Source organism: Pelomonas margarita (assembly GCF_043555875.1).
Classification (GTDB): domain Bacteria; phylum Pseudomonadota; class Gammaproteobacteria; order Burkholderiales; family Burkholderiaceae_C; genus Pelomonas; species Pelomonas margarita.
The window spans coordinates 696,967-714,018 of sequence record NZ_JBIGHW010000001.1 but is presented as its reverse complement, the minus strand read 5'-3'; the positions used below and the strand labels follow the sequence as shown (position 1 = coordinate 714,018).

At 67.2% G+C, this 17,052-nt stretch carries 16 protein-coding genes; 8 read left to right on the top strand and 8 right to left on the bottom strand.

Annotated elements, in window-relative coordinates; translation table 11 throughout:
- Positions 1-2 precede the first annotated feature (2 nt).
- The 4 genes from sdhA to ACG0Z3_RS03135 form a co-directional block, all read right to left on the bottom strand.
- The gene (sdhA, locus tag ACG0Z3_RS03150) at positions 3-1,772 is read right to left on the bottom strand and encodes a succinate dehydrogenase flavoprotein subunit (protein ID WP_394395189.1); all 1,770 of its coding nucleotides are present in this window, start codon (positions 1,770-1,772) and stop codon (positions 3-5) included.
- A complete protein-coding gene (sdhD, locus tag ACG0Z3_RS03145; RefSeq protein ID WP_394395187.1) occupies positions 1,772-2,131 on the bottom strand; it encodes a succinate dehydrogenase, hydrophobic membrane anchor protein in 360 nt (119 codons plus the stop codon). Before sdhD ends, sdhA begins: the two co-directional genes overlap by 1 nt.
- Positions 2,132-2,154: 23 nt before the next feature.
- Positions 2,155-2,583, bottom strand: coding sequence for a succinate dehydrogenase, cytochrome b556 subunit (gene sdhC, locus ACG0Z3_RS03140; protein WP_394395185.1), 429 nt, complete (start codon positions 2,581-2,583; stop codon positions 2,155-2,157).
- A 93-nt stretch (positions 2,584-2,676) separates the two neighbouring features.
- Complete coding sequence (locus ACG0Z3_RS03135; protein WP_394395184.1) at positions 2,677-3,393, bottom strand: GntR family transcriptional regulator; 717 nt, start codon at positions 3,391-3,393, stop codon at positions 2,677-2,679.
- Positions 3,394-3,501: 108 nt separating this feature from the next.
- Between ACG0Z3_RS03135 and ACG0Z3_RS03130 the strand changes: the two genes are divergently transcribed.
- From ACG0Z3_RS03130 to acnB, 6 genes are all read left to right on the top strand, one after another.
- Entirely contained in the window at positions 3,502-4,488 is a 987-nt protein-coding gene (locus ACG0Z3_RS03130) for a malate dehydrogenase (protein ID WP_394395183.1), read from the top strand.
- 71 nt (positions 4,489-4,559) lie between these two features.
- Positions 4,560-5,561, top strand: coding sequence for an HpcH/HpaI aldolase/citrate lyase family protein (locus ACG0Z3_RS03125; RefSeq protein WP_394395181.1), 1,002 nt, complete (start codon positions 4,560-4,562; stop codon positions 5,559-5,561).
- A 117-nt stretch (positions 5,562-5,678) separates the two neighbouring features.
- Positions 5,679-6,266: a hypothetical protein gene (locus tag ACG0Z3_RS03120; RefSeq protein ID WP_394395180.1), complete on the top strand. Its 588-nt coding sequence runs from the start codon at positions 5,679-5,681 to the stop codon at positions 6,264-6,266.
- A gap of 108 nt (positions 6,267-6,374) precedes the next feature.
- A complete protein-coding gene (locus ACG0Z3_RS03115) occupies positions 6,375-6,638 on the top strand; it encodes an AbrB/MazE/SpoVT family DNA-binding domain-containing protein (protein WP_394395177.1) in 264 nt (87 codons plus the stop codon).
- Positions 6,635-7,045, top strand: coding sequence for a type II toxin-antitoxin system VapC family toxin (locus ACG0Z3_RS03110; RefSeq protein WP_394395176.1), 411 nt, complete (start codon positions 6,635-6,637; stop codon positions 7,043-7,045). The genes ACG0Z3_RS03115 and ACG0Z3_RS03110 overlap by 4 nt, the downstream gene beginning before the upstream one ends.
- Before the next feature lie 24 nt (positions 7,046-7,069).
- The gene (acnB, locus tag ACG0Z3_RS03105) at positions 7,070-9,667 is read left to right on the top strand and encodes a bifunctional aconitate hydratase 2/2-methylisocitrate dehydratase (protein WP_394395175.1); all 2,598 of its coding nucleotides are present in this window, start codon (positions 7,070-7,072) and stop codon (positions 9,665-9,667) included.
- Between the two features lie 129 nt (positions 9,668-9,796).
- On the opposite strand, the gene ACG0Z3_RS03100 is transcribed toward acnB, so the two are convergent.
- From ACG0Z3_RS03100 to ACG0Z3_RS03085, 4 genes are all read right to left on the bottom strand, one after another.
- Positions 9,797-10,069 carry a flagellar basal body rod protein gene (locus tag ACG0Z3_RS03100; RefSeq protein WP_394395173.1) on the bottom strand — a complete coding sequence of 91 codons (273 nt, stop codon included), beginning with the start codon at positions 10,067-10,069 and terminating at the stop codon, positions 9,797-9,799.
- A 114-nt stretch (positions 10,070-10,183) separates the two neighbouring features.
- A complete protein-coding gene (locus tag ACG0Z3_RS03095; RefSeq protein WP_394395172.1) occupies positions 10,184-11,116 on the bottom strand; it encodes a GGDEF domain-containing protein in 933 nt (310 codons plus the stop codon).
- A gap of 770 nt (positions 11,117-11,886) precedes the next feature.
- A complete protein-coding gene (gene sbcB / locus ACG0Z3_RS03090; RefSeq protein WP_394395171.1) occupies positions 11,887-13,323 on the bottom strand; it encodes an exodeoxyribonuclease I in 1,437 nt (478 codons plus the stop codon).
- 44 nt (positions 13,324-13,367) lie between these two features.
- On the bottom strand, positions 13,368-14,501 hold the full coding sequence (locus ACG0Z3_RS03085) for a beta-ketoacyl-ACP synthase III (protein ID WP_394395169.1): 1,134 nt from the start codon (positions 14,499-14,501) through the stop codon (positions 13,368-13,370).
- 82 nt (positions 14,502-14,583) lie between these two features.
- Here ACG0Z3_RS03085 and ACG0Z3_RS03080 point away from each other — a divergent pair, with 82 nt between their 5' ends.
- Both ACG0Z3_RS03080 and ACG0Z3_RS03075 read left to right on the top strand, forming a co-directional pair.
- Positions 14,584-15,891 (top strand): DUF3422 family protein, encoded by a 1,308-nt coding sequence (locus ACG0Z3_RS03080; protein WP_394395168.1) that lies wholly within the window; start codon positions 14,584-14,586, stop codon positions 15,889-15,891.
- Positions 15,892-16,042: 151 nt separating this feature from the next.
- Positions 16,043-17,020: a GMP reductase gene (locus ACG0Z3_RS03075; protein ID WP_394395167.1), complete on the top strand. Its 978-nt coding sequence runs from the start codon at positions 16,043-16,045 to the stop codon at positions 17,018-17,020.
- The last annotated feature ends 32 nt before the right edge of the window (positions 17,021-17,052 follow it).

The window sequence follows — 17,052 nt, the reverse complement described above, 5'->3', positions numbered from 1 at the left end:
CGTCAGAAGGTGCGAACCTTCGGGGGCACCGATTCAACCGTCAGCGGCTGGAGATTGACCGGCTTGTAGTCCAGGCGGTTGCCTTCGGAGTACCACAGCGTGTGCTTCATCCAGTTCGCGTCGTCGCGGTTCGGGTAGTCGTCGTGCGCGTGGGCGCCACGGCTCTCGGGGCGGGCCGCAGCCGAGATCATCGTGGCCTGGGCGGCTTCGATGAGGTTCTCGACTTCCAGCGCCTCGACACGCTCGGTGTTGAAGACCTTGGACTTGTCCTTCAGGCCGATGCCACCCACGCGGGCGGCAACTTCCTTGATCTTGCGCACACCCTCGTCCATCGATGCCTGCGTGCGGAACACGCCGGCATGCTGCTGCATGGTCGAGCGGATGTCGTTGGCGATGTTCTGTGCGTACTCGCCGTTGGTAGCCGACTCCAGGCGGGCCAGGCGGGCCAAGGTCTTGTCGGCGGCGTCCTTGGGCAGGTCCTTGTGCGACTTCGTCTTCAGGTTGAAGTCGACGATGTGGTTGCCTGCGGCGCGGCCGAACACGATCAGGTCCAGCAGCGAGTTGGTGCCCAGGCGGTTGGCGCCGTGCACCGACACACACGAGCACTCGCCCACGGCGTACAGGCCGTTGATGATGTCGTTGTGCTTGCCGTTCTTCGGGATGACGACCTGGCCGTGCACGTTCGTCGGAATGCCACCCATCTGGTAGTGGATGGTCGGCACGACGGGGATGGGCTCCTTCGTGATGTCGACGTTCGCGAAGTTGTGGCCGATCTCCAGCACCGACGGCAGGCGCTTGGCGATGGTCTCGGCGCCCAGGTGGGTCATATCCAGCAGCACGTAGTCCTTGTTGGGACCGCAGCCGCGACCTTCCTTGATTTCCTGGTCCATCGAGCGGGACACGAAGTCACGCGGCGCCAGGTCCTTCAGCGTCGGCGCGTAGCGCTCCATAAAGCGCTCGCCGTTGGCGTTGCGCAGGATGGCGCCTTCGCCGCGGCAGCCTTCGGTCAGCAGCACGCCCGCGCCGGCCACGCCGGTGGGGTGGAACTGCCAGAACTCCATGTCTTCCAGCGGGATGCCGGCGCGCGCCGCCATGCCCAGGCCGTCACCGGTGTTGATGAAGGCGTTGGTGGAGGCCGCGAAGATGCGGCCCGCACCGCCGGTAGCCAGCAGCACGGTCTTGGCGTGCAGGATGTGGACCTCGCCGGTCTCCATCTCCAACGCGGTCACGCCGACGGCATCGCCTTCGGCGTCGCGGATGATGTCCAGCGCCATCCACTCGACGAAGAACTGCGTGCGGGCCTTGACGTTTTGCTGGTACAGCGTGTGCAGCAGCGCGTGGCCGGTGCGGTCGGCTGCGGCGCAGGCGCGCTGCACAGGCTTCTCGCCATAGTTGGCGGTATGGCCGCCGAACGGGCGCTGGTAGATCGTGCCATCGGCATTGCGGTCGAACGGCATGCCGAAGTGCTCAAGCTCGTAGACGACCTTGGGCGCCTCCCGGCACATGAACTCAATGGCGTCCTGGTCACCCAGCCAGTCCGACCCCTTCACGGTGTCGAAGAAGTGGTAGTGCCAGTTGTCCTCGGACATGTTGCCCAGGGACGCGCCGATGCCGCCTTGCGCGGCGACGGTGTGCGAGCGGGTCGGGAAGACCTTGGACAGCACGGCCACATTGAGGCCGGCGCGAGCCAGCTGCAGCGAGGCGCGCATGCCGGAGCCGCCGGCCCCGACGATGACCACGTCGAACTTGCGGGTCGAAATCTTTGCCGTCATCACAGTCTCCACAGCACCTGGATTGCCCAGCCGGCACAGCCAAGCAGCCACACGATCGAAAACACTTGCAGGCCCAGCCGGATGCCGACGGGCTTCACGTAATCCATCCAGATGTCGCGCACGCCCACCCACACGTGGTAGGTCAGCGCCAGGATGGTGACGAAGGTCAGCACCTTCATCCACTGCGGCGCGAACACGCCGTACCAGTGGTCATAACCCAGTTCGCCGGGTGCCAGGAAGCGGGCCAGCACGGCGACGGTAAACAGAGCCATCAACACGGCCGTGACGCGCTGGGCAAGCCAGTCACGCAGGCCGTAATGCGCGCCCACGACGAGGCGCTTGGAGCCAAAAGTGCTCATTGCGATGTCCTAAGGGGAGGTTGTCAGTACAGGCCGAACAACTTGGCGCCCAGCACGAGCGTCAAACCAATGCTCAGCACCAGCGTGATCACCGCAGAGTTGTGACCCTGGGCCTTGCTCACGCTGTGCGTCGCGTCCATCCACAGGTGGCGGACGCCGGCGATGAAGTGGTGCAGGTAGCCCCACAGCAGCCCGAGCACGACCAGTTTCAGGAACCATGCCGGCAAGCCAGCGACACCGGCGACGAACACGTTGGTGAACGCGTCGTACGAGATCTCGGAGCTCAAGCTCGCGTCCAGCATCCACACCACGAAGGGCAGGAGCAGGAACATGAGCACGCCGCTGACGCGATGCAGGATGGAAACGATGCCCGCCGGAGGGAGGCGGTAACCGACGATCTGCGTGACGTGAATATTTGTGTAAACGGGTCTTGTCTTTGTGCTGTCCGCCATGGTCAAGCCTGCGTAATCGGGGTGAAACCAAACGATTCTAGAGCCAAGCGTCATTCCCCTGAGCGTTGATGCTGCACTGCGCCAATGTCAACTTCAGTTCAGTTCATTGCGGTAGTGATCGGAACTGGTGTAGTAAAGACCGCGACGCAATTCGACCGGTCGATCGCCGTAAGTGAAGGCCAGGCGCTCCACACTCAACAGCGGCTCGCCCGGCGCGACCTGCAACAGCGCGGCAGCCTCAGCCGTCGCCGCCACAGCACGCAGCTTCTCCTCGGCCCGCACCATGTGAACGCCGAAACGGGCCTCGAACAACGCGTACAACGTGCCGGCATGGGCCGTGATCACATCAGCGCTGAGCCCCTCGAAATGCCGCTCGGGGAGCCACATCTCCTCCAGCACGACCGGGCGCCCCCGGCGGTGCAGCATGCGCCTCACCTCGATGACGGGTTCCGACGTCCTGATGTCCAGGGCTCGCGCCACCGCCGCAATCGCGCGCAGGCGCCGGCACCCCAGCAGTTCACGGGTGAAACCGCCCGCATCATCGTCCGCCACCAGGCGCAGGAACCGGAACTGCTGCCGCGGCGCCGAATGCGTGGACACGAAAGTGCCGCTGCCCTGCCGGCGCTCCACGAGATGTTCCGCCGCCAGTTCGTCCAGCGCCCGACGGACCGTCCCCGGGCTGGCGCCGAAGCGCTGCGCGAGCGCCGCCTCGCTGGGCAGCGCATCACCCGGGCGCCACTCGCCGGCCGCGAGGGCGGCAACGATGAGCTGGCGGATCTGCTCGTACAAGGGCGCTGCGGTCTTGGGCATGGCCGCATTGCAGCACAGGGCATGCTCGTACACTTGACGGGTTCAGGGCCCCGCGCGCCGGTCAAGCCCTCGTCAACGCTTTTTCAACTGCCCCTTCGGAGACTTTCCATGAGCAAGAAACCCGTTCGCGTCGCCGTCACCGGCGCAGCCGGCCAGATCGGCTATGCCCTGCTGTTCCGCATCGCCTCCGGCGAAATGCTGGGCAAGGACCAGCCTGTCATCCTGCAACTGTTGGAAATCCCCGACGAGAAGGCTCAGAACGCGCTGAAGGGCGTGATCATGGAATTGGAAGACTGCGCCTTCCCGCTGCTGGCCGGCGTCGAAGCGCACAGCGACCCGATGACCGCCTTCAAGGACACCGACTACGCGCTACTCGTCGGCTCGCGTCCGCGCGGCCCGGGCATGGAGCGTGCCGAACTGCTGGCCGTCAACGGCGCCATCTTCACGACACAGGGCAAGGCACTCAACGCCGTCGCCTCGCGCAACGTCAAGGTGCTGGTCGTCGGCAACCCGGCCAACACAAACGCCTACATCGCAATGAAGTCGGCCCCGGATCTGCCGGCCAAGAACTTCACCGCCATGCTGCGCCTGGACCACAACCGCGCCGCCTCGCAACTGGCCGCCAAGACTGGCAAGGCCGTCGCGTCCATCGAAAAGCTGGCCGTGTGGGGCAACCACTCGCCGACGATGTACGCCGACTACCGCAACGCCACCATCGACGGCGCCTCGGTCAAGGACTTGATCAACGACGAGACCTGGAACCGCGAAACCTTCCTGCCGACCGTCGGCAAGCGCGGCGCGGCCATCATCGCCGCCCGCGGCCTGTCATCGGCCGCCTCGGCCGCCAATGCCGCCATCGACCACATGCGCGACTGGGCCCTGGGCACCAACGGCAAGTGGGTCACGATGGGCATCCCTTCGAACGGCGAGTACGGCATCCCCAAGGAAGTGATGTTCGGCTACCCCGTCACCTGCGAAGGCGGCGAGTACAAGATCGTGCAAGGCATCGAGATCGACGCCTTCTCGCAGGAATGCATCAACAAGACGCTGAAGGAACTGACCGACGAGCAGGACGGCGTCAAGCACCTGCTGTAATCCGGGGTTCTTGCCCCACGCCAGAAGGGCCGGCTTGCCGGCCCTTTTTCTTTGCCACAGCTCGTTTGCCGATGACAACCGCCCCGCACCCTCGCGCCGCCCTGTTCGGCCATGACGCACCGCCCAGCACGCTGCCGGTGGTTGACCACTACTGCGGCGTCGAGTCCCGCATGCGCAAGAGCCTGGCGCTGCAGGCCGAACTCGGCCCGGTGTTCGACATCACGCTTGACGCCGAGGACGGCGCACCCGTCGGCGGCGAGGCCGAGCATGCGCTGCTCATTTGCGAGCTAGCGACCGGCGCCGCCAACCGTTTCGGCCGTGTCGGCGCCCGCGTGCACCCATGGGGCCATGCGGCGTTCGAGGCGGAGGTGGACACACTCATCGCCAAGGCTGGCCATCGCCTGGCCTACCTGATGATTCCCAAGCCACAGGACGCCGACGAACTGGCGTCGGCAGTGACGACCATCGATGCCGCCTGCGACCGGCATGGCCAGCCCCGCCTGCCGCTACACACCCTCATCGAGACCCACGGCGCGCTGCGCGACGTGTTCCGCATCGCAGCCCACCCGCGCATCGAGTCCCTGTCCTTCGGGCTGATGGACTTCGTGTCAGCGCACCGCGGCGCCATCCCGAAATCTGCCATGGAGTTGCCCGGCCAGTTCGAGCATCCGCTGGTGGTGCGCGCCAAGCTCGAGATCAGCGCGGCGGCACATGCCTTCGGCAAGACGCCTTCGCATGGCGTCGTCACCGAGTTCCGCGAAACCGAACGCCTCGCCGCAGCGGCCCGCCGGGCGGCGCAGGAGTTCGGCTACACACGCATGTGGAGCATCCATCCCGATCAGATCCGCACCATCGTCGACGCCTTCGCACCCGCTGCCGATGAGATCGACGAGGCGGCCACCCTGCTGCTGCAGGCCCAGGCAGCGCGCTGGGCGCCCATCTCGTTCGATGGCCGCCTGCATGACCGTGCCAGCTTCCGCTACTTCTGGACCGTGCTCGAACAAGCCGCCCGCACCGGCCGCCCGCTGCCCGATGCGGCCCGGCAAGCCTTCTTCCCTGCAACCATCGGGTGAATCACGCAGCGCCGGGCGCGAGCGCGAGTCGGACAATGCCTACATCTGCTCACCGCACGCTCATCCGTTCCGGCCGATGATGCGCGGCTGAATCTCCACCCCACTTCTCCCCTCCCGATGCTTGCCCTCTCACTCCGCAGCGCGGCCGCCGCCCTCATCCTGGGCGCCGTCCTTCCCGCCCTGGCACAGCCGGCCGCCACCAAGCCCACGCCGTCCAAGCCTGCGGCCGCCAAGCCGGTCAACGCGAAAGCAGCCGCCAAGGCCCCGGCCAAGAAGACCCCTCCCCCACCGCCCGAGCCCGTGCTGACGGATGCCGACGACGTGCAGCTCGCCGCGGCCGAGCGCACCCATCTGGGCGACTACGCCTGCGAGTTCAAGGAGTCGGTCCACATCCAGAAGCACCCCAAGGTGGCGGGCTACGTGGACGTCGTCTGGAAGAAGAACACCTTCACGATGAAGCCGGTGCTGTCCTCCACCGGCGCGCTGCGCCTGGAAGACGTGACCGGCCGTACGCTGATGATCCAGATCGCCAACAAGTCCATGCTGCTGGACACCAAGATCGGCCAGCGCCTGCTGGACGAATGCGTGCACCCTGAACAGGAACGACTGATGGCCGCCGCCAAGGCGGCACGCATGCAGGACCCCGAAGCTGAAGCCGCCGCCGCGCGCAACAGCCTGGGCATCACGCCCGCCGCCGGCAAGTGAGCCGCGCACCCTGCGCTTGAAACGGCGCGCCGGGTATGTAGAATGAATACATACTTTTCAATGCATACCTGAGCGACGCGTAAGGGCCGCTCAGCTGCTGGAGGCGCCATGGAAGCCACCGTTGCCGAGCGCGGGCAGATCACCCTGCCCAAGGCCGTCCGAGATGCCCTGGGCCTGACCAAGGGCACGACCCTGAAAGTCGAGCTCGACGGCGGCCGCATCATCCTGCGCAAGAACGTCGATGACGCGCTAGCCAAGCTGCGCGGGCGCTTCAAGCTGGCCGAGGGCTTCACCAGCACCGACGACGCGCTGCGCGCACTGCGCGGCCGTGCCCCCGGCGACCCCTACCCCACCCCGAGCGGCGAAGAATGATCGCCGTCGACTCCTCGGTGCTGGTGGATGTGCTGACGGGCGACGCCCGTTACGGCGACACCTCGGCCGAAGCCCTGGCACTGGCCCTGAGTCAGGGCGAGGTGGTGCTGTGCGACGCCGTCGCCGCCGAGGTGCAGACCCTGCTGGACACCCGCGAGACCGTGATGGACTCGCTGAAGGAGTTTGGCCTGCGCTTCGACCCCATCCAGGAAGCCGCCGCCGTGCGCGCCGGCCACATGCAACGCCGCTACCGAGACCGGGCTGGCGCGCGCCAGCGCGTCGTTGCAGACTTCCTCATCGGCGCGCATGCGCTGCTGCAATGCCAGGCCCTCATTACCCGCGATGACGGCTTCTTTCGAGACTATTTCAAAGGCCTGAGGCTGATCGTGCCCCAGGCTGCTCGCTGACCTGCCCCCCCACGGAGAACCACCATGCTGTCCGCCTATCGTCAACACACCGCCGAGCGCGCCGCCCTCGGCATCCCGCCCCTCGCCCTGGACGCCAAGCAGGTGGCCGAGCTGATCGAGCTGATCAAGAACCCGCCGGCCGGTGAGGACGCATTCCTGCTGGACCTGCTGACGCACCGCGTGCCCCCGGGCGTGGACGACGCCGCCAAGGTCAAGGCCAGCTTCCTGGCTGCTGTGGCGCACGGCGACGTGAAGGTCGGCCTGATCTCCAAGGCCAAGGCCACCGAACTGCTGGGCACCATGGTGGGCGGCTACAACGTGCATCCGCTGATCGAGCTGCTGGACGACGCCGAAGTCGCCGGCGTCGCCGCCGAGGGCCTGAAGAAGACCCTGCTGATGTTCGACTACTTCAACGACGTCGCCACCAAGGCCAAGGCCGGCAATGCCAAGGCCAAGGAAGTGATGCAGTCGTGGGCTGACGCCGAGTGGTTCACGAGCCGCCCCGAAGTCGAGAAGAAGATCACCGTCACCGTCTTCAAGGTGCCCGGCGAGACCAACACCGACGACCTGTCGCCCGCACCCGACGCGTGGAGCCGCCCGGACATCCCGCTGCACTACCTGGCCATGCTGAAGAACACGCGCCCCGACGCGGCCTTCAAGCCCGAGGAAGACGGCAAGCGCGGCCCAATGCAGTTCATCGAGGACCTCAAGAAGAAGGGCCACCTCGTGGCCTACGTCGGCGACGTGGTCGGCACCGGCTCCTCGCGCAAGTCCGCCACCAACTCCGTCATCTGGGCCACGGGCCAGGACATCCCCTTCGTGCCGAACAAGCGCTTCGGCGGCGTCACGCTCGGCGGCAAGATCGCGCCGATCTTCTTCAACACGCAAGAAGACTCCGGCTCGCTGCCGATCGAAGTCGACGTGTCCAAGCTGGAAATGGGCGACGTCATCGACGTGCTGCCCTACGACGGCAAGCTGGTGAAGAACGGCGAGACCGTCGCCGAGTTCAAGCTCAAGAGCGACGTGCTGTTCGACGAAGTGCGCGCCGGCGGCCGCATCAACCTCATCATCGGCCGCTCGCTGACCGCCAAGGCGCGCGAGTTCCTGGGCCTGCCCGCCTCCACGCTGTTCCGCCTGCCGCAAGCGCCGGCTGAAACCAAGGCCGGCTTCACGCTGGCGCAGAAGATGGTCGGCCGCGCCGTCGGCCTGCCGGAAGGCCAGGGCGTGCGCCCGGGCACCTACTGCGAACCCAAGATGACCACGGTCGGCTCGCAGGACACGACCGGCCCGATGACCCGCGACGAGCTGAAGGACCTGGCCTGCCTGGGCTTCTCGGCCGACCTGGTCATGCAATCGTTCTGCCACACGGCCGCCTACCCCAAGCCCGTGGACGTGAAGACCCACCGCGAGCTGCCGGCCTTCATCAGCAACCGCGGCGGCGTGGCCCTGCGCCCGGGTGACGGCGTCATCCACAGCTGGCTGAACCGCCTGCTGCTGCCCGACACCGTCGGCACCGGCGGCGACTCGCACACCCGCTTCCCGATCGGCATCTCGTTCCCGGCCGGCTCCGGCCTGGTCGCCTTCGGCGCCGCCACGGGCGTCATGCCGCTGGACATGCCCGAATCGGTGCTCGTCCGCTTCAAGGGCGAGATGCAGCCGGGCGTGACGCTGCGCGACCTCGTGCACGCCATCCCGCTGTACGCCATCAAGGCCGGCCTGCTGACCGTCGCCAAGGCCGGCAAGAAGAACGCCTTCTCGGGCCGCATCCTGGAAATCGAAGGCCTGCCGGACCTGAAGGTCGAGCAAGCCTTCGAGCTGTCCGACGCGTCCGCCGAGCGCTCCGCCGCCGGCTGCACGATCAAGCTGAACCCCGAGCCGATCAAGGAATACCTCACCAGCAACATCGTGTTGATGAAGAACATGATCGCCGACGGTTATGCCGACGCGAAGACGCTGGAGCGCCGCATCGAGAAGGTCGAAGCCTGGCTGGCCAACCCCGAACTGCTGGAAGCCGACAAGGACGCCGAGTACGCCCACGTCATCGAGATCGACCTGGCCGACATCAAGGAACCCATCGTCTGCTGCCCGAACGACCCGGACGACGCCAAGTTTCTGTCCGAAGTCGCCGGCACCAAGATCGACGAAGCCTTCATCGGCTCGTGCATGACCAACATCGGTCACTTCCGCGCTGCGGCCAAGCTGCTGGGTGGCCAGCGCGACATCCCGGTCAAGCTGTGGGTCGCACCGCCGACCAAGATGGACCAGAGCGAGCTGATCAAGGAAGGCCACTACGCCGCCTTCGGCACCGCCGGTGCCCGCACGGAAATGCCGGGCTGCAGCCTGTGCATGGGCAACCAGGCCCAGGTGCGTGAAGGCGCCACCGTCATCTCCACGTCGACCCGCAACTTCCCGAACCGCCTGGGCAAGAACACCAACGTGTTCCTGGGCTCGGCGGAGCTGGCCGCCATCGCGTCCCGCCTGGGCCGCCTGCCGACCAAGGAGGAATACCTGAAGGAGATGGGCGTCATCGACGCTGACAAGGCCAGCGTCTACCGCTACATGAACTTCGACCAGATCGAGGAATACGCGGAAGCCGCCAAGGCCACGGCGCCGACCTGCTGACGCTGAGCCAGCCTCGCTGGCCCCAAGCCCGCCGCGCGCAAGCCGGCGGGCTTTTTTCATACCGGCGTCGCGGTGAGGGCAAAGAAAAAGCGGCCAGAGGCCGCTTGCTCGTCAAGATGGCGGGGTTCGTCAGGCCTTGATGTCCAGCAAGGCACCAGTGGTGTTGAGCTGCGTCTGCAGCACCTTCAGGTTGGCGACGAAGGCGTAGGCCGCCGACTGCTGCTCCACGACCTCGTTGGCCGGGTTGATCTCGCGTTCGGGCGCCTTGTCCACGTTGGTGGGCTCGACGCCCGGCCGCGACTGGTTGCTGCTCGCCAGGTTGGCGATGTTGGCCGCCGACGCACGCAGCCGCTCATTGGCGGAGGAGATGCCGGACAAGGCAGTGGACAGCGGGACGTTCATGGCGATCAAGTCTTGGTGCGCTTGTGCCGTACATCGGCAGCGCTGACGCGAACTTTAGAACAGATGGCGAAAAAGCTGTCGTTTTCGCCCTTTGTTCGACTGGGCCGCGTGAATTCAGCCCGCCAGTTCCTCGAAACCGCCGGCCGACACGAAGACACGCACGCTGTCGCCGCCGGCCGCCTTGGCTTCGGTGCAGGCCAGCGAGGCGGCGCCCAGCACGGCATCCACCGTGCCCAGCGTGGCATGGATCTGCACAACGCCCAGCGACGCCTTCACACGGGTGCGATGCAGGCCCCAGTGCAGCCGGTACGAGGCCACGGCCGCGCGAATCTTCTCCGCGATGATCTGGGCGTAGTGCTGGTCGCAGTCAGGCAACAGGATGGCGAAGTGATCTTCCTCCAGTCGCGCCACCAGGTCGGACGCCCGCACCTTGCCGGTCAGCATCTGGCCCAGGCCGTAGAGGAAATGGTCGCCCACCTCGGCGCTCATGCCGTTCAGCACCTGGGCGAAGTGATCCACATCCAGCCACAGCACCGACACCGGCTCGTTGCGGCGGCTGCCGACATGCTCGGACAGCCGGCGCTCGAACTCGCGGCGGTTGGCGAGTTCGGTGACGGTGTCGTGCTTGGCCGTCCAGGTGGGCTGCAGGCGCTGGGCGCGCGCCAGGCTCACGTCCTCGACGATCCACAGCGCCTCGCCCGACGGTGCCTGCCAGTTCAGCGGAGACGCCTGCAGGCGGCCCCAGAAGCGGTGGCCGTCACGCTTCACATACTCGATCTCCTCGTCCAGCGGCTGGCCGGACGCGAAGGCTGCCGCAGCCCGCTCGTGCACGCCGGTATGCGCCAACTCGGTGGTGTGCACGGTACGCGTACCCTGGCCGGCGAGGTCACTGTCATCCCCGAACCCGAACAGGTGGTTGAACTCGTCGCTGACGACCTCGAAGCGCTGGCCCGACACGAAGGCCACTGCAGTGGGCGCCCTCCCGAGCAGCGCACGCAGGCGGGCGGCGGTGGAATCCTCGACGGGGGCTGGGGCGGCGCTGCTCATGGGGTCTCCAAAAGGAATCTTCTAGGCCCGACTATGGCAGGACTGCCGGATTTCGACCATGACGCACATCACGCCGCCAGAGTCTGCCGCTTCGCCGTATCACGGCGCCACGACGCCGGGTGAGCCCGTGTTGGCGCCCCCCCCCCTGCTGGCTTGCCTTGGCGGTAGACCCGGGCACGGCAGCTCAGTGAAACTCCTCAAGGCCGGCGCGACGCCCCTCCGCTGGCATCGCCGACCGGCGAGAAACCGGTGCTGGAGCCGGGCCACACCATCGACAACGGCACGCTGGTGATGCGCGACGGCGTTACCGACCGAGGGGCAGCGCTGGACCAACCTGCACTGCAGCGCCCTGGCTGGACGCGATGAACCGCGACCGCCACAGCTACTTCGGTGGCGACGCCTGGCATGTGGAAACCACGGACGGGTATTGACATGAAGTCACCCCTTGCCTTGCCTTGCCTTGCCGCGCTGACCATCACCTGGGCCTCGCTCACCGTTCACGCGATGCCGAACACGCAGCAGCAGCACGAGCCCCGGCTGCTGCGCCATGCGACGCTGCATCCGTTGAGCGGCCCCGCCATCCCTGACGGCAGCCTGCTCATTGAGGGCGGCTGCATCCGCACATCGGCGGCGTCGACGCCTGGCGCGTGGCCGACACGCTGCGCGAGCGGCAGGTGCGGTGGTCATCATGGCAGGCCTGCTGCTGCGCCTGCCCATGCGCCGCGACGACCCGCCGGACGCGGTCTTAAGCCTGCCGGGCCGGTCCCGCGCTAGGGCGCGATCTGCTCAGCGTAGTCGTACAGCGCACCAAGGATGGCCTGGCTGCGCTCGTCCTCGGCCGTCTCGCCGAGCTGGTCGATGCGCTCCATGAAGGCCGCCAGCGTCTGCGCGCCGCCCTGGCCCTCATGCAGCCTCGCCGCGCAGTGGGCCTGCCAGCGCTCGGCCTCCTCGGTCGACAGGCTGGCCGGAAAGTTGCGAGCCCGCCAGCGGAAGACGAGCTCGTCCAGCCGAGCATCCTGGAATGCCAGCTTGCCCTGGGCGGCGCGTTCGGCCAGCTGCTCCGGCGGCGTCGAGCGCACGCGGTTCAGCGCACGTCGGTCCTCGTTGCCGATGAAGCCGCCGTACAGATCTTCGTCAACATCCGCCGCTTCGAAGGGCTCGCGCTGGTACACGTCGGCCCACAGGCCATCCAGCAGCCGGCCCTGCTCGGCCAGCAGTTGCGCGTTAGCCAGCTGTGCCGGCACATCCAGGCCCCAGCGCTCGGCCATCGCCGGGCTCAGCGTCTTCAGGTTGCCGATGACGATGGGGCTCTTGTTCACGTGGATGGTCTTGATAGGCAGGCGCGTGACGCCTTCGGGCAGAGCGTCCTGCTTGGTGAACAGGCGCGTGCGGATGGCTTCGGCCCCCAGCGTCAGCAACTCAGCGGGCGACTGCACGCAGTCCCACACGATGAGCTCGTTCTTGTTGGTCGGGTGCGGCGCCAGCGGCCACACCAGCGCGATGCAGCCGCGGTCCGGGCCGTACATGCCGGACACATGAAGGAAGGGCTTGCCCACGCCGATCTCGTCCCACACGGCCTGCTTGCTGCGCAGCTTCACGCAGAAGTCCCACAGCTTGGGCTGGGCCTGGCGAAGCTTGCGCGCCAGCGCCACGGTGGCGCGCACGTCGGACAGCGCATCGTGTGCGGCCTCGTGGGCCACGCCGTTGGCCACCGTCAGGTGCTCCAGCTTGAAGCTGGGTCGGCCGTCCTCATGCTGGGGCCACTCCATGCCGTCGGGCCGCAACGCGTAGGCGCAGCGCACGACGTCCAGCAGGTCCCAGCGGCCGCAGCCGTTCTGCCATTCGCGGGCATAGGGGTCGATGAGGTTGCGCCAGAACAGGTGGCGCGTCACCTCGTCGTCGAAGCGGATGGAGTTGTAGCCCACGCCCACCGTGCCCGGGAGCGCCAGCACCGTCTCGATGGCGGCGGCGAACTCATGCTCCGGCACGCCGCGCTCCAGGCAGTGCTGGGGCAGGATGCCGGTCAGCAGGCAGGACTCGGGGTCGGGCAGCGCATCCGGGGCAGGCTGGCAATACAGCATCAGCGGCTCGCCGACCTCGTTGAGTTCGGCGTCCGTGCGCAGGCCCGCGAACTGGGCCGGGCGGTCACGTCGCGGCACCCGGCCAAAGGTTTCGTAGTCGTGCCAGAAGAAGGTCAGGTCGCTCATGCCGGCACGATAGCGCAGCCCGGCCCGCACCCCGCCGCCGCAGATCAGCGCCTCTTCACGACGACGCTGCCGATGGAGTAGCCGGCGCCGAAGGAGCAGATCACGCCGACATCACCGGTCTGCAGCTCGGCGCGGTGGTGATGGAAGGCGATGATGGAGCCGGCCGACGCGGTGTTGGCGTATTCGTCCAGGATCAGCGGCGCGATCTCGCTGCCGGCATCAGCGCCCACCAGCTTCTTGATGACCAGCTGGTTCATTCCCTGGTTGGCCTGGTGCAGCCAGTAGCGACGCACCTGGGACGGGGCCAATTCCAACTTGCCCAGGTGGGTCTCGATGTGGGCGGCCGCCATGGGCACCACTTCCTTGAAGACCTTGCGACCCTCTTGGTAGAAGGTGAGGTCACGCGCGTCGGGGTCGCGGTCCTCAGCGCGGTTCATGAAGCCGAAGTTGTTGCGAATGTTGCTGCTGAACTGCGTGGCCAATTGGGTTCCGAGGATCTCCCACTGATCCGGACCGGTGGCGGTGTCGGCCCGCTCGACGATGAGCGCGGTGCAGACGTCGCCGAAGATGAAGTGGCAGTCACGGTCGCGCCATTCCAGGTGGGCCGAAGTGATCTCGGGGCTCACCACCAGCACGCATTTGGCGGAGCCGGTGCGCACGGCGTTGAAGGCCTGCTCCAGCGCGAAGGTGGCCGACGAGCAAGCCACGTTCATGTCGAAACCGTAGCCGCCCGCGCCCAGCGCCTGCTGGATCTCGACGGCCATGGCCGGGTAAGCGCGCTGCATGTTGGCGCTCGAACACAGCACGGCGTCGATGTCGGCACCGGCCTTGCCCGCCTGGGTCAGGGCTTGCTTCGCTGCGTCGACGGCGATCTCGGCCATCAGCGAGATCTCGCCGACGCCGCGCGGCGCGAAGCGGGGGTACATGCGGGCCGGGTCCAGCACGCCGTCCTTCTCGATGACGTAGCGCTGCTTGATGCCCGAGGCCTTCTCGATGAATTCGACGCTGGAGTGCGTCATGGCCGGCCGCGTGCCGGCCGCGATGGCGTCGGCGTGCAGCGCGTTCTGGCGGTCGGCGTAGGCATTGAAGGCCTCGACCAGCTCGGCATTGGTGATGACGTGCGGCGGGCGGTACAGGCCGGTGCCGGAGATGACGACCGGCGGGAATGATGCTTGCATGAGGAGGACGCCCTGCTGATGTACGAAGCCTGAAATTTTATCGAGCCAAAGTGGGGCGTTCTCTACGCACTAGCCTGGGGCCATGAACGAAGACCGCCTGCTTCCTCCCGACGACGCGCTGCGCCTGATGCTGCACAACGAAGTCCACGCCCGGCCACCGGCGCGCATCCGGCTGCCGGCCGTCATCGTCCATGTCGCCGTGCTCAACGCCGGCATCAGCCGTGCCGACGAGCATGCCCACCTGTGCCGCCTGCCCGGTCAGCAGACCCTGCCGGAGGAGGCGCTGGCCGCCAACTTCCTGCGCCTACGCTGCGGCGACTTCTCGCTGAAGTGGGAGCGCCACGCGGAGTTCACGCGCTACGCCGTCGTTCAGCCCCTGCCGGCCGACGCCGAGCCCGGCGCGCAGACCCTAGACGCCCTGCCCCTTCGCGTGGCGCCCGAGTGGCTGGCTCGCATCCCGGGCCGCACCTTCGCGGCCATCAAGCTGGTGATGATCGAGCGGGCGCTGACCTTCGCGCCCAGCGCACTGGCCGAGGCGCAGGCCTGGTTCGGTGCGCACGCGGTCGTCGCATCCACCATGGGCGGGCATTCGCTAGTGGTGACCGACTTCCAGCTGCGCGGCACCGGCTTCGAGCACCTCGTGGTGCTGGCCGAGCCCGGCACGCCCGAGACGCGGGCCGGCCGCATCTGCCAGCGCCTTCTGGAGCTGGAGACCTACCGGCTGATGGCGCTGCGCGGCCTGCCGGCAGCCAAGTCACTGGGCGGCACTCTGGCCGAGGTGGAGGCCACGCTGGCCGCCATCACCGCGCGGCTGCAGGCGCACGGCGCGTCCGAGGCCGAACTGCTGGACGACCTAATCTCCACTGCCGCGCGCGTGGAACACGCGACCGCCGAGCACCAATACCGCTTCAGCGCCACACAGGCCTACCACGCCATCGTCGAGACGCGCCTGGCCGAGCTGCACGAGGGCAAGGTGGCGGGCACGCAGACGCTGGGCGAGTTCATGCAGCGCCGGCTGTCACCCGCCATCGCCACGGTCAGCGCCACGGCGCAACGGCTGGCCAACCTGTCGCAGCGCATCTCGCGGGCGAGCGCGCTGCTGCGCACGCGGGTGGACATCGCGACCGAGGCGCAGAACCAGCAGCTGCTGGCCCAGCTGGGCGATGGCCAGCGCACCCAGCTGCGCATGCAGGCCACGGTGGAGGGGCTCTCGCTCGCGGCCATCACCTACTACGTCGTCAGCCTGCTGCTGTACTTCTTCAAGGCACTGAAGGCTGAGGGCTGGCTCACGGTGGCGCCGGAGCTGGCGGCGGGCGCGGCTATCCCGGTCGTGCTGGCGGGCGTCTGGTGGACAACGCGGCGCATCCACCGCCGCTTCTTCAGCCACTGAGACTGCGTAGAATCAATCACCGGGCCCAAATTTTGGCGTCCGGTTTTTTATTGCCCGCGTCTGCCCGGGCGATGGCCGGATTTGCCAGGTCAAGCTGCTCGCAGCCCAGGTCGTGCACTGCCTCAACGCACGCCGCTTTGCGATCTTGAACATGGAAATCTTCGACTACGACAACATCCTGCTGCTGCCTCGCAAGTGCCGCGTGGACAGCCGTGCCGACTGCGACACCTCGGTGCAGTTCGGCCCGCACCGCTTCAAGCTGCCGGTCGTGCCGGCCAACATGAAGACGGTGGTGGACGAGTCCATCACGGAGCTGCTGGCCCGCAGCGGCCACTTCTACGTGATGCACCGCTTTGACCTGGACAGCCTGGCCTACGCACGCGACATGCGCGGCAAGGGTCTGATCGTGTCCCTGAGCGTGGGCGTGAAGCCGGCCGACTATGCGCTGGTGGACCAGCTTGCCGCTGAAGGCGTGGGCGCCGACTACCTGACCATCGACATCGCCCACGGCCATGCCGAGAGCGTGCAGCGCATGATTGCCCACATCAAGCAGCGCCTGCCCGACACCTTCGTCATCGCCGGCAACGTCGGCACGCCGGAGGGCGTCATCGACCTGGAGAACTGGGGTGCCGACGCCACCAAGGTCGGCGTGGGCCCGGGCAAGGTCTGCATCACGCGGCTGAAGACCGGCTTCGGCACGGGCGGCTGGCAGCTGTCGGCGCTGAAGTGGTGCGCCCGCGTCGCCACCAAGCCCATCGTTGCCGATGGCGGCATCCGCCATCACGGTGACATCGCCAAGAGCGTACGTTTCGGCGCCAGCATGGTGATGGTCGGCTCGCTGTTCGCCGGCCACGAGGAGTCCCCGGGCCAGACGGTCGAGGTCGACGGCAAGCGGTACAAGGAGTACTACGGCTCGGCCAGCGACTTCAACAAGGGCGAGTACCGGCATGTGGAAGGCAAGCGCATCCTGGAGCCGGTCAAGGGCCGCTTCACCGACACGCTGCGCGAGATGCAGGAAGACCTGCAGAGCTCTATCTCCTATGCCGGCGGCACGCAGTTAGCCGACCTGAAAAAGGTGAACTACGTGATCCTGGGCGGGGAAAATGCGGGAGAACATTTGTTCATGTGACCCGCAGGGGCACCGAGCGCGTAGCGCGATGC

Coding starts and splice junctions, on each gene's coding strand:
- sdhA (WP_394395189.1), bottom strand. CDS start 1,772: ATGACGGCAAAGATTTCGACCCGCAAGTTCGACGTGGTCATCGTCGGG.
- sdhD (WP_394395187.1), bottom strand. CDS start 2,131: ATGAGCACTTTTGGCTCCAAGCGCCTCGTCGTGGGCGCGCATTACGGC.
- sdhC (WP_394395185.1), bottom strand. CDS start 2,583: ATGGCGGACAGCACAAAGACAAGACCCGTTTACACAAATATTCACGTC.
- ACG0Z3_RS03135 (WP_394395184.1), bottom strand. CDS start 3,393: ATGCCCAAGACCGCAGCGCCCTTGTACGAGCAGATCCGCCAGCTCATC.
- ACG0Z3_RS03130 (WP_394395183.1), top strand. CDS start 3,502: ATGAGCAAGAAACCCGTTCGCGTCGCCGTCACCGGCGCAGCCGGCCAG.
- ACG0Z3_RS03125 (WP_394395181.1), top strand. CDS start 4,560: ATGACAACCGCCCCGCACCCTCGCGCCGCCCTGTTCGGCCATGACGCA.
- ACG0Z3_RS03120 (WP_394395180.1), top strand. CDS start 5,679: ATGCTTGCCCTCTCACTCCGCAGCGCGGCCGCCGCCCTCATCCTGGGC.
- ACG0Z3_RS03115 (WP_394395177.1), top strand. CDS start 6,375: ATGGAAGCCACCGTTGCCGAGCGCGGGCAGATCACCCTGCCCAAGGCC.
- ACG0Z3_RS03110 (WP_394395176.1), top strand. CDS start 6,635: ATGATCGCCGTCGACTCCTCGGTGCTGGTGGATGTGCTGACGGGCGAC.
- acnB (WP_394395175.1), top strand. CDS start 7,070: ATGCTGTCCGCCTATCGTCAACACACCGCCGAGCGCGCCGCCCTCGGC.
- ACG0Z3_RS03100 (WP_394395173.1), bottom strand. CDS start 10,069: ATGAACGTCCCGCTGTCCACTGCCTTGTCCGGCATCTCCTCCGCCAAT.
- ACG0Z3_RS03095 (WP_394395172.1), bottom strand. CDS start 11,116: ATGAGCAGCGCCGCCCCAGCCCCCGTCGAGGATTCCACCGCCGCCCGC.
- sbcB (WP_394395171.1), bottom strand. CDS start 13,323: ATGAGCGACCTGACCTTCTTCTGGCACGACTACGAAACCTTTGGCCGG.
- ACG0Z3_RS03085 (WP_394395169.1), bottom strand. CDS start 14,501: ATGCAAGCATCATTCCCGCCGGTCGTCATCTCCGGCACCGGCCTGTAC.
- ACG0Z3_RS03080 (WP_394395168.1), top strand. CDS start 14,584: ATGAACGAAGACCGCCTGCTTCCTCCCGACGACGCGCTGCGCCTGATG.
- ACG0Z3_RS03075 (WP_394395167.1), top strand. CDS start 16,043: ATGGAAATCTTCGACTACGACAACATCCTGCTGCTGCCTCGCAAGTGC.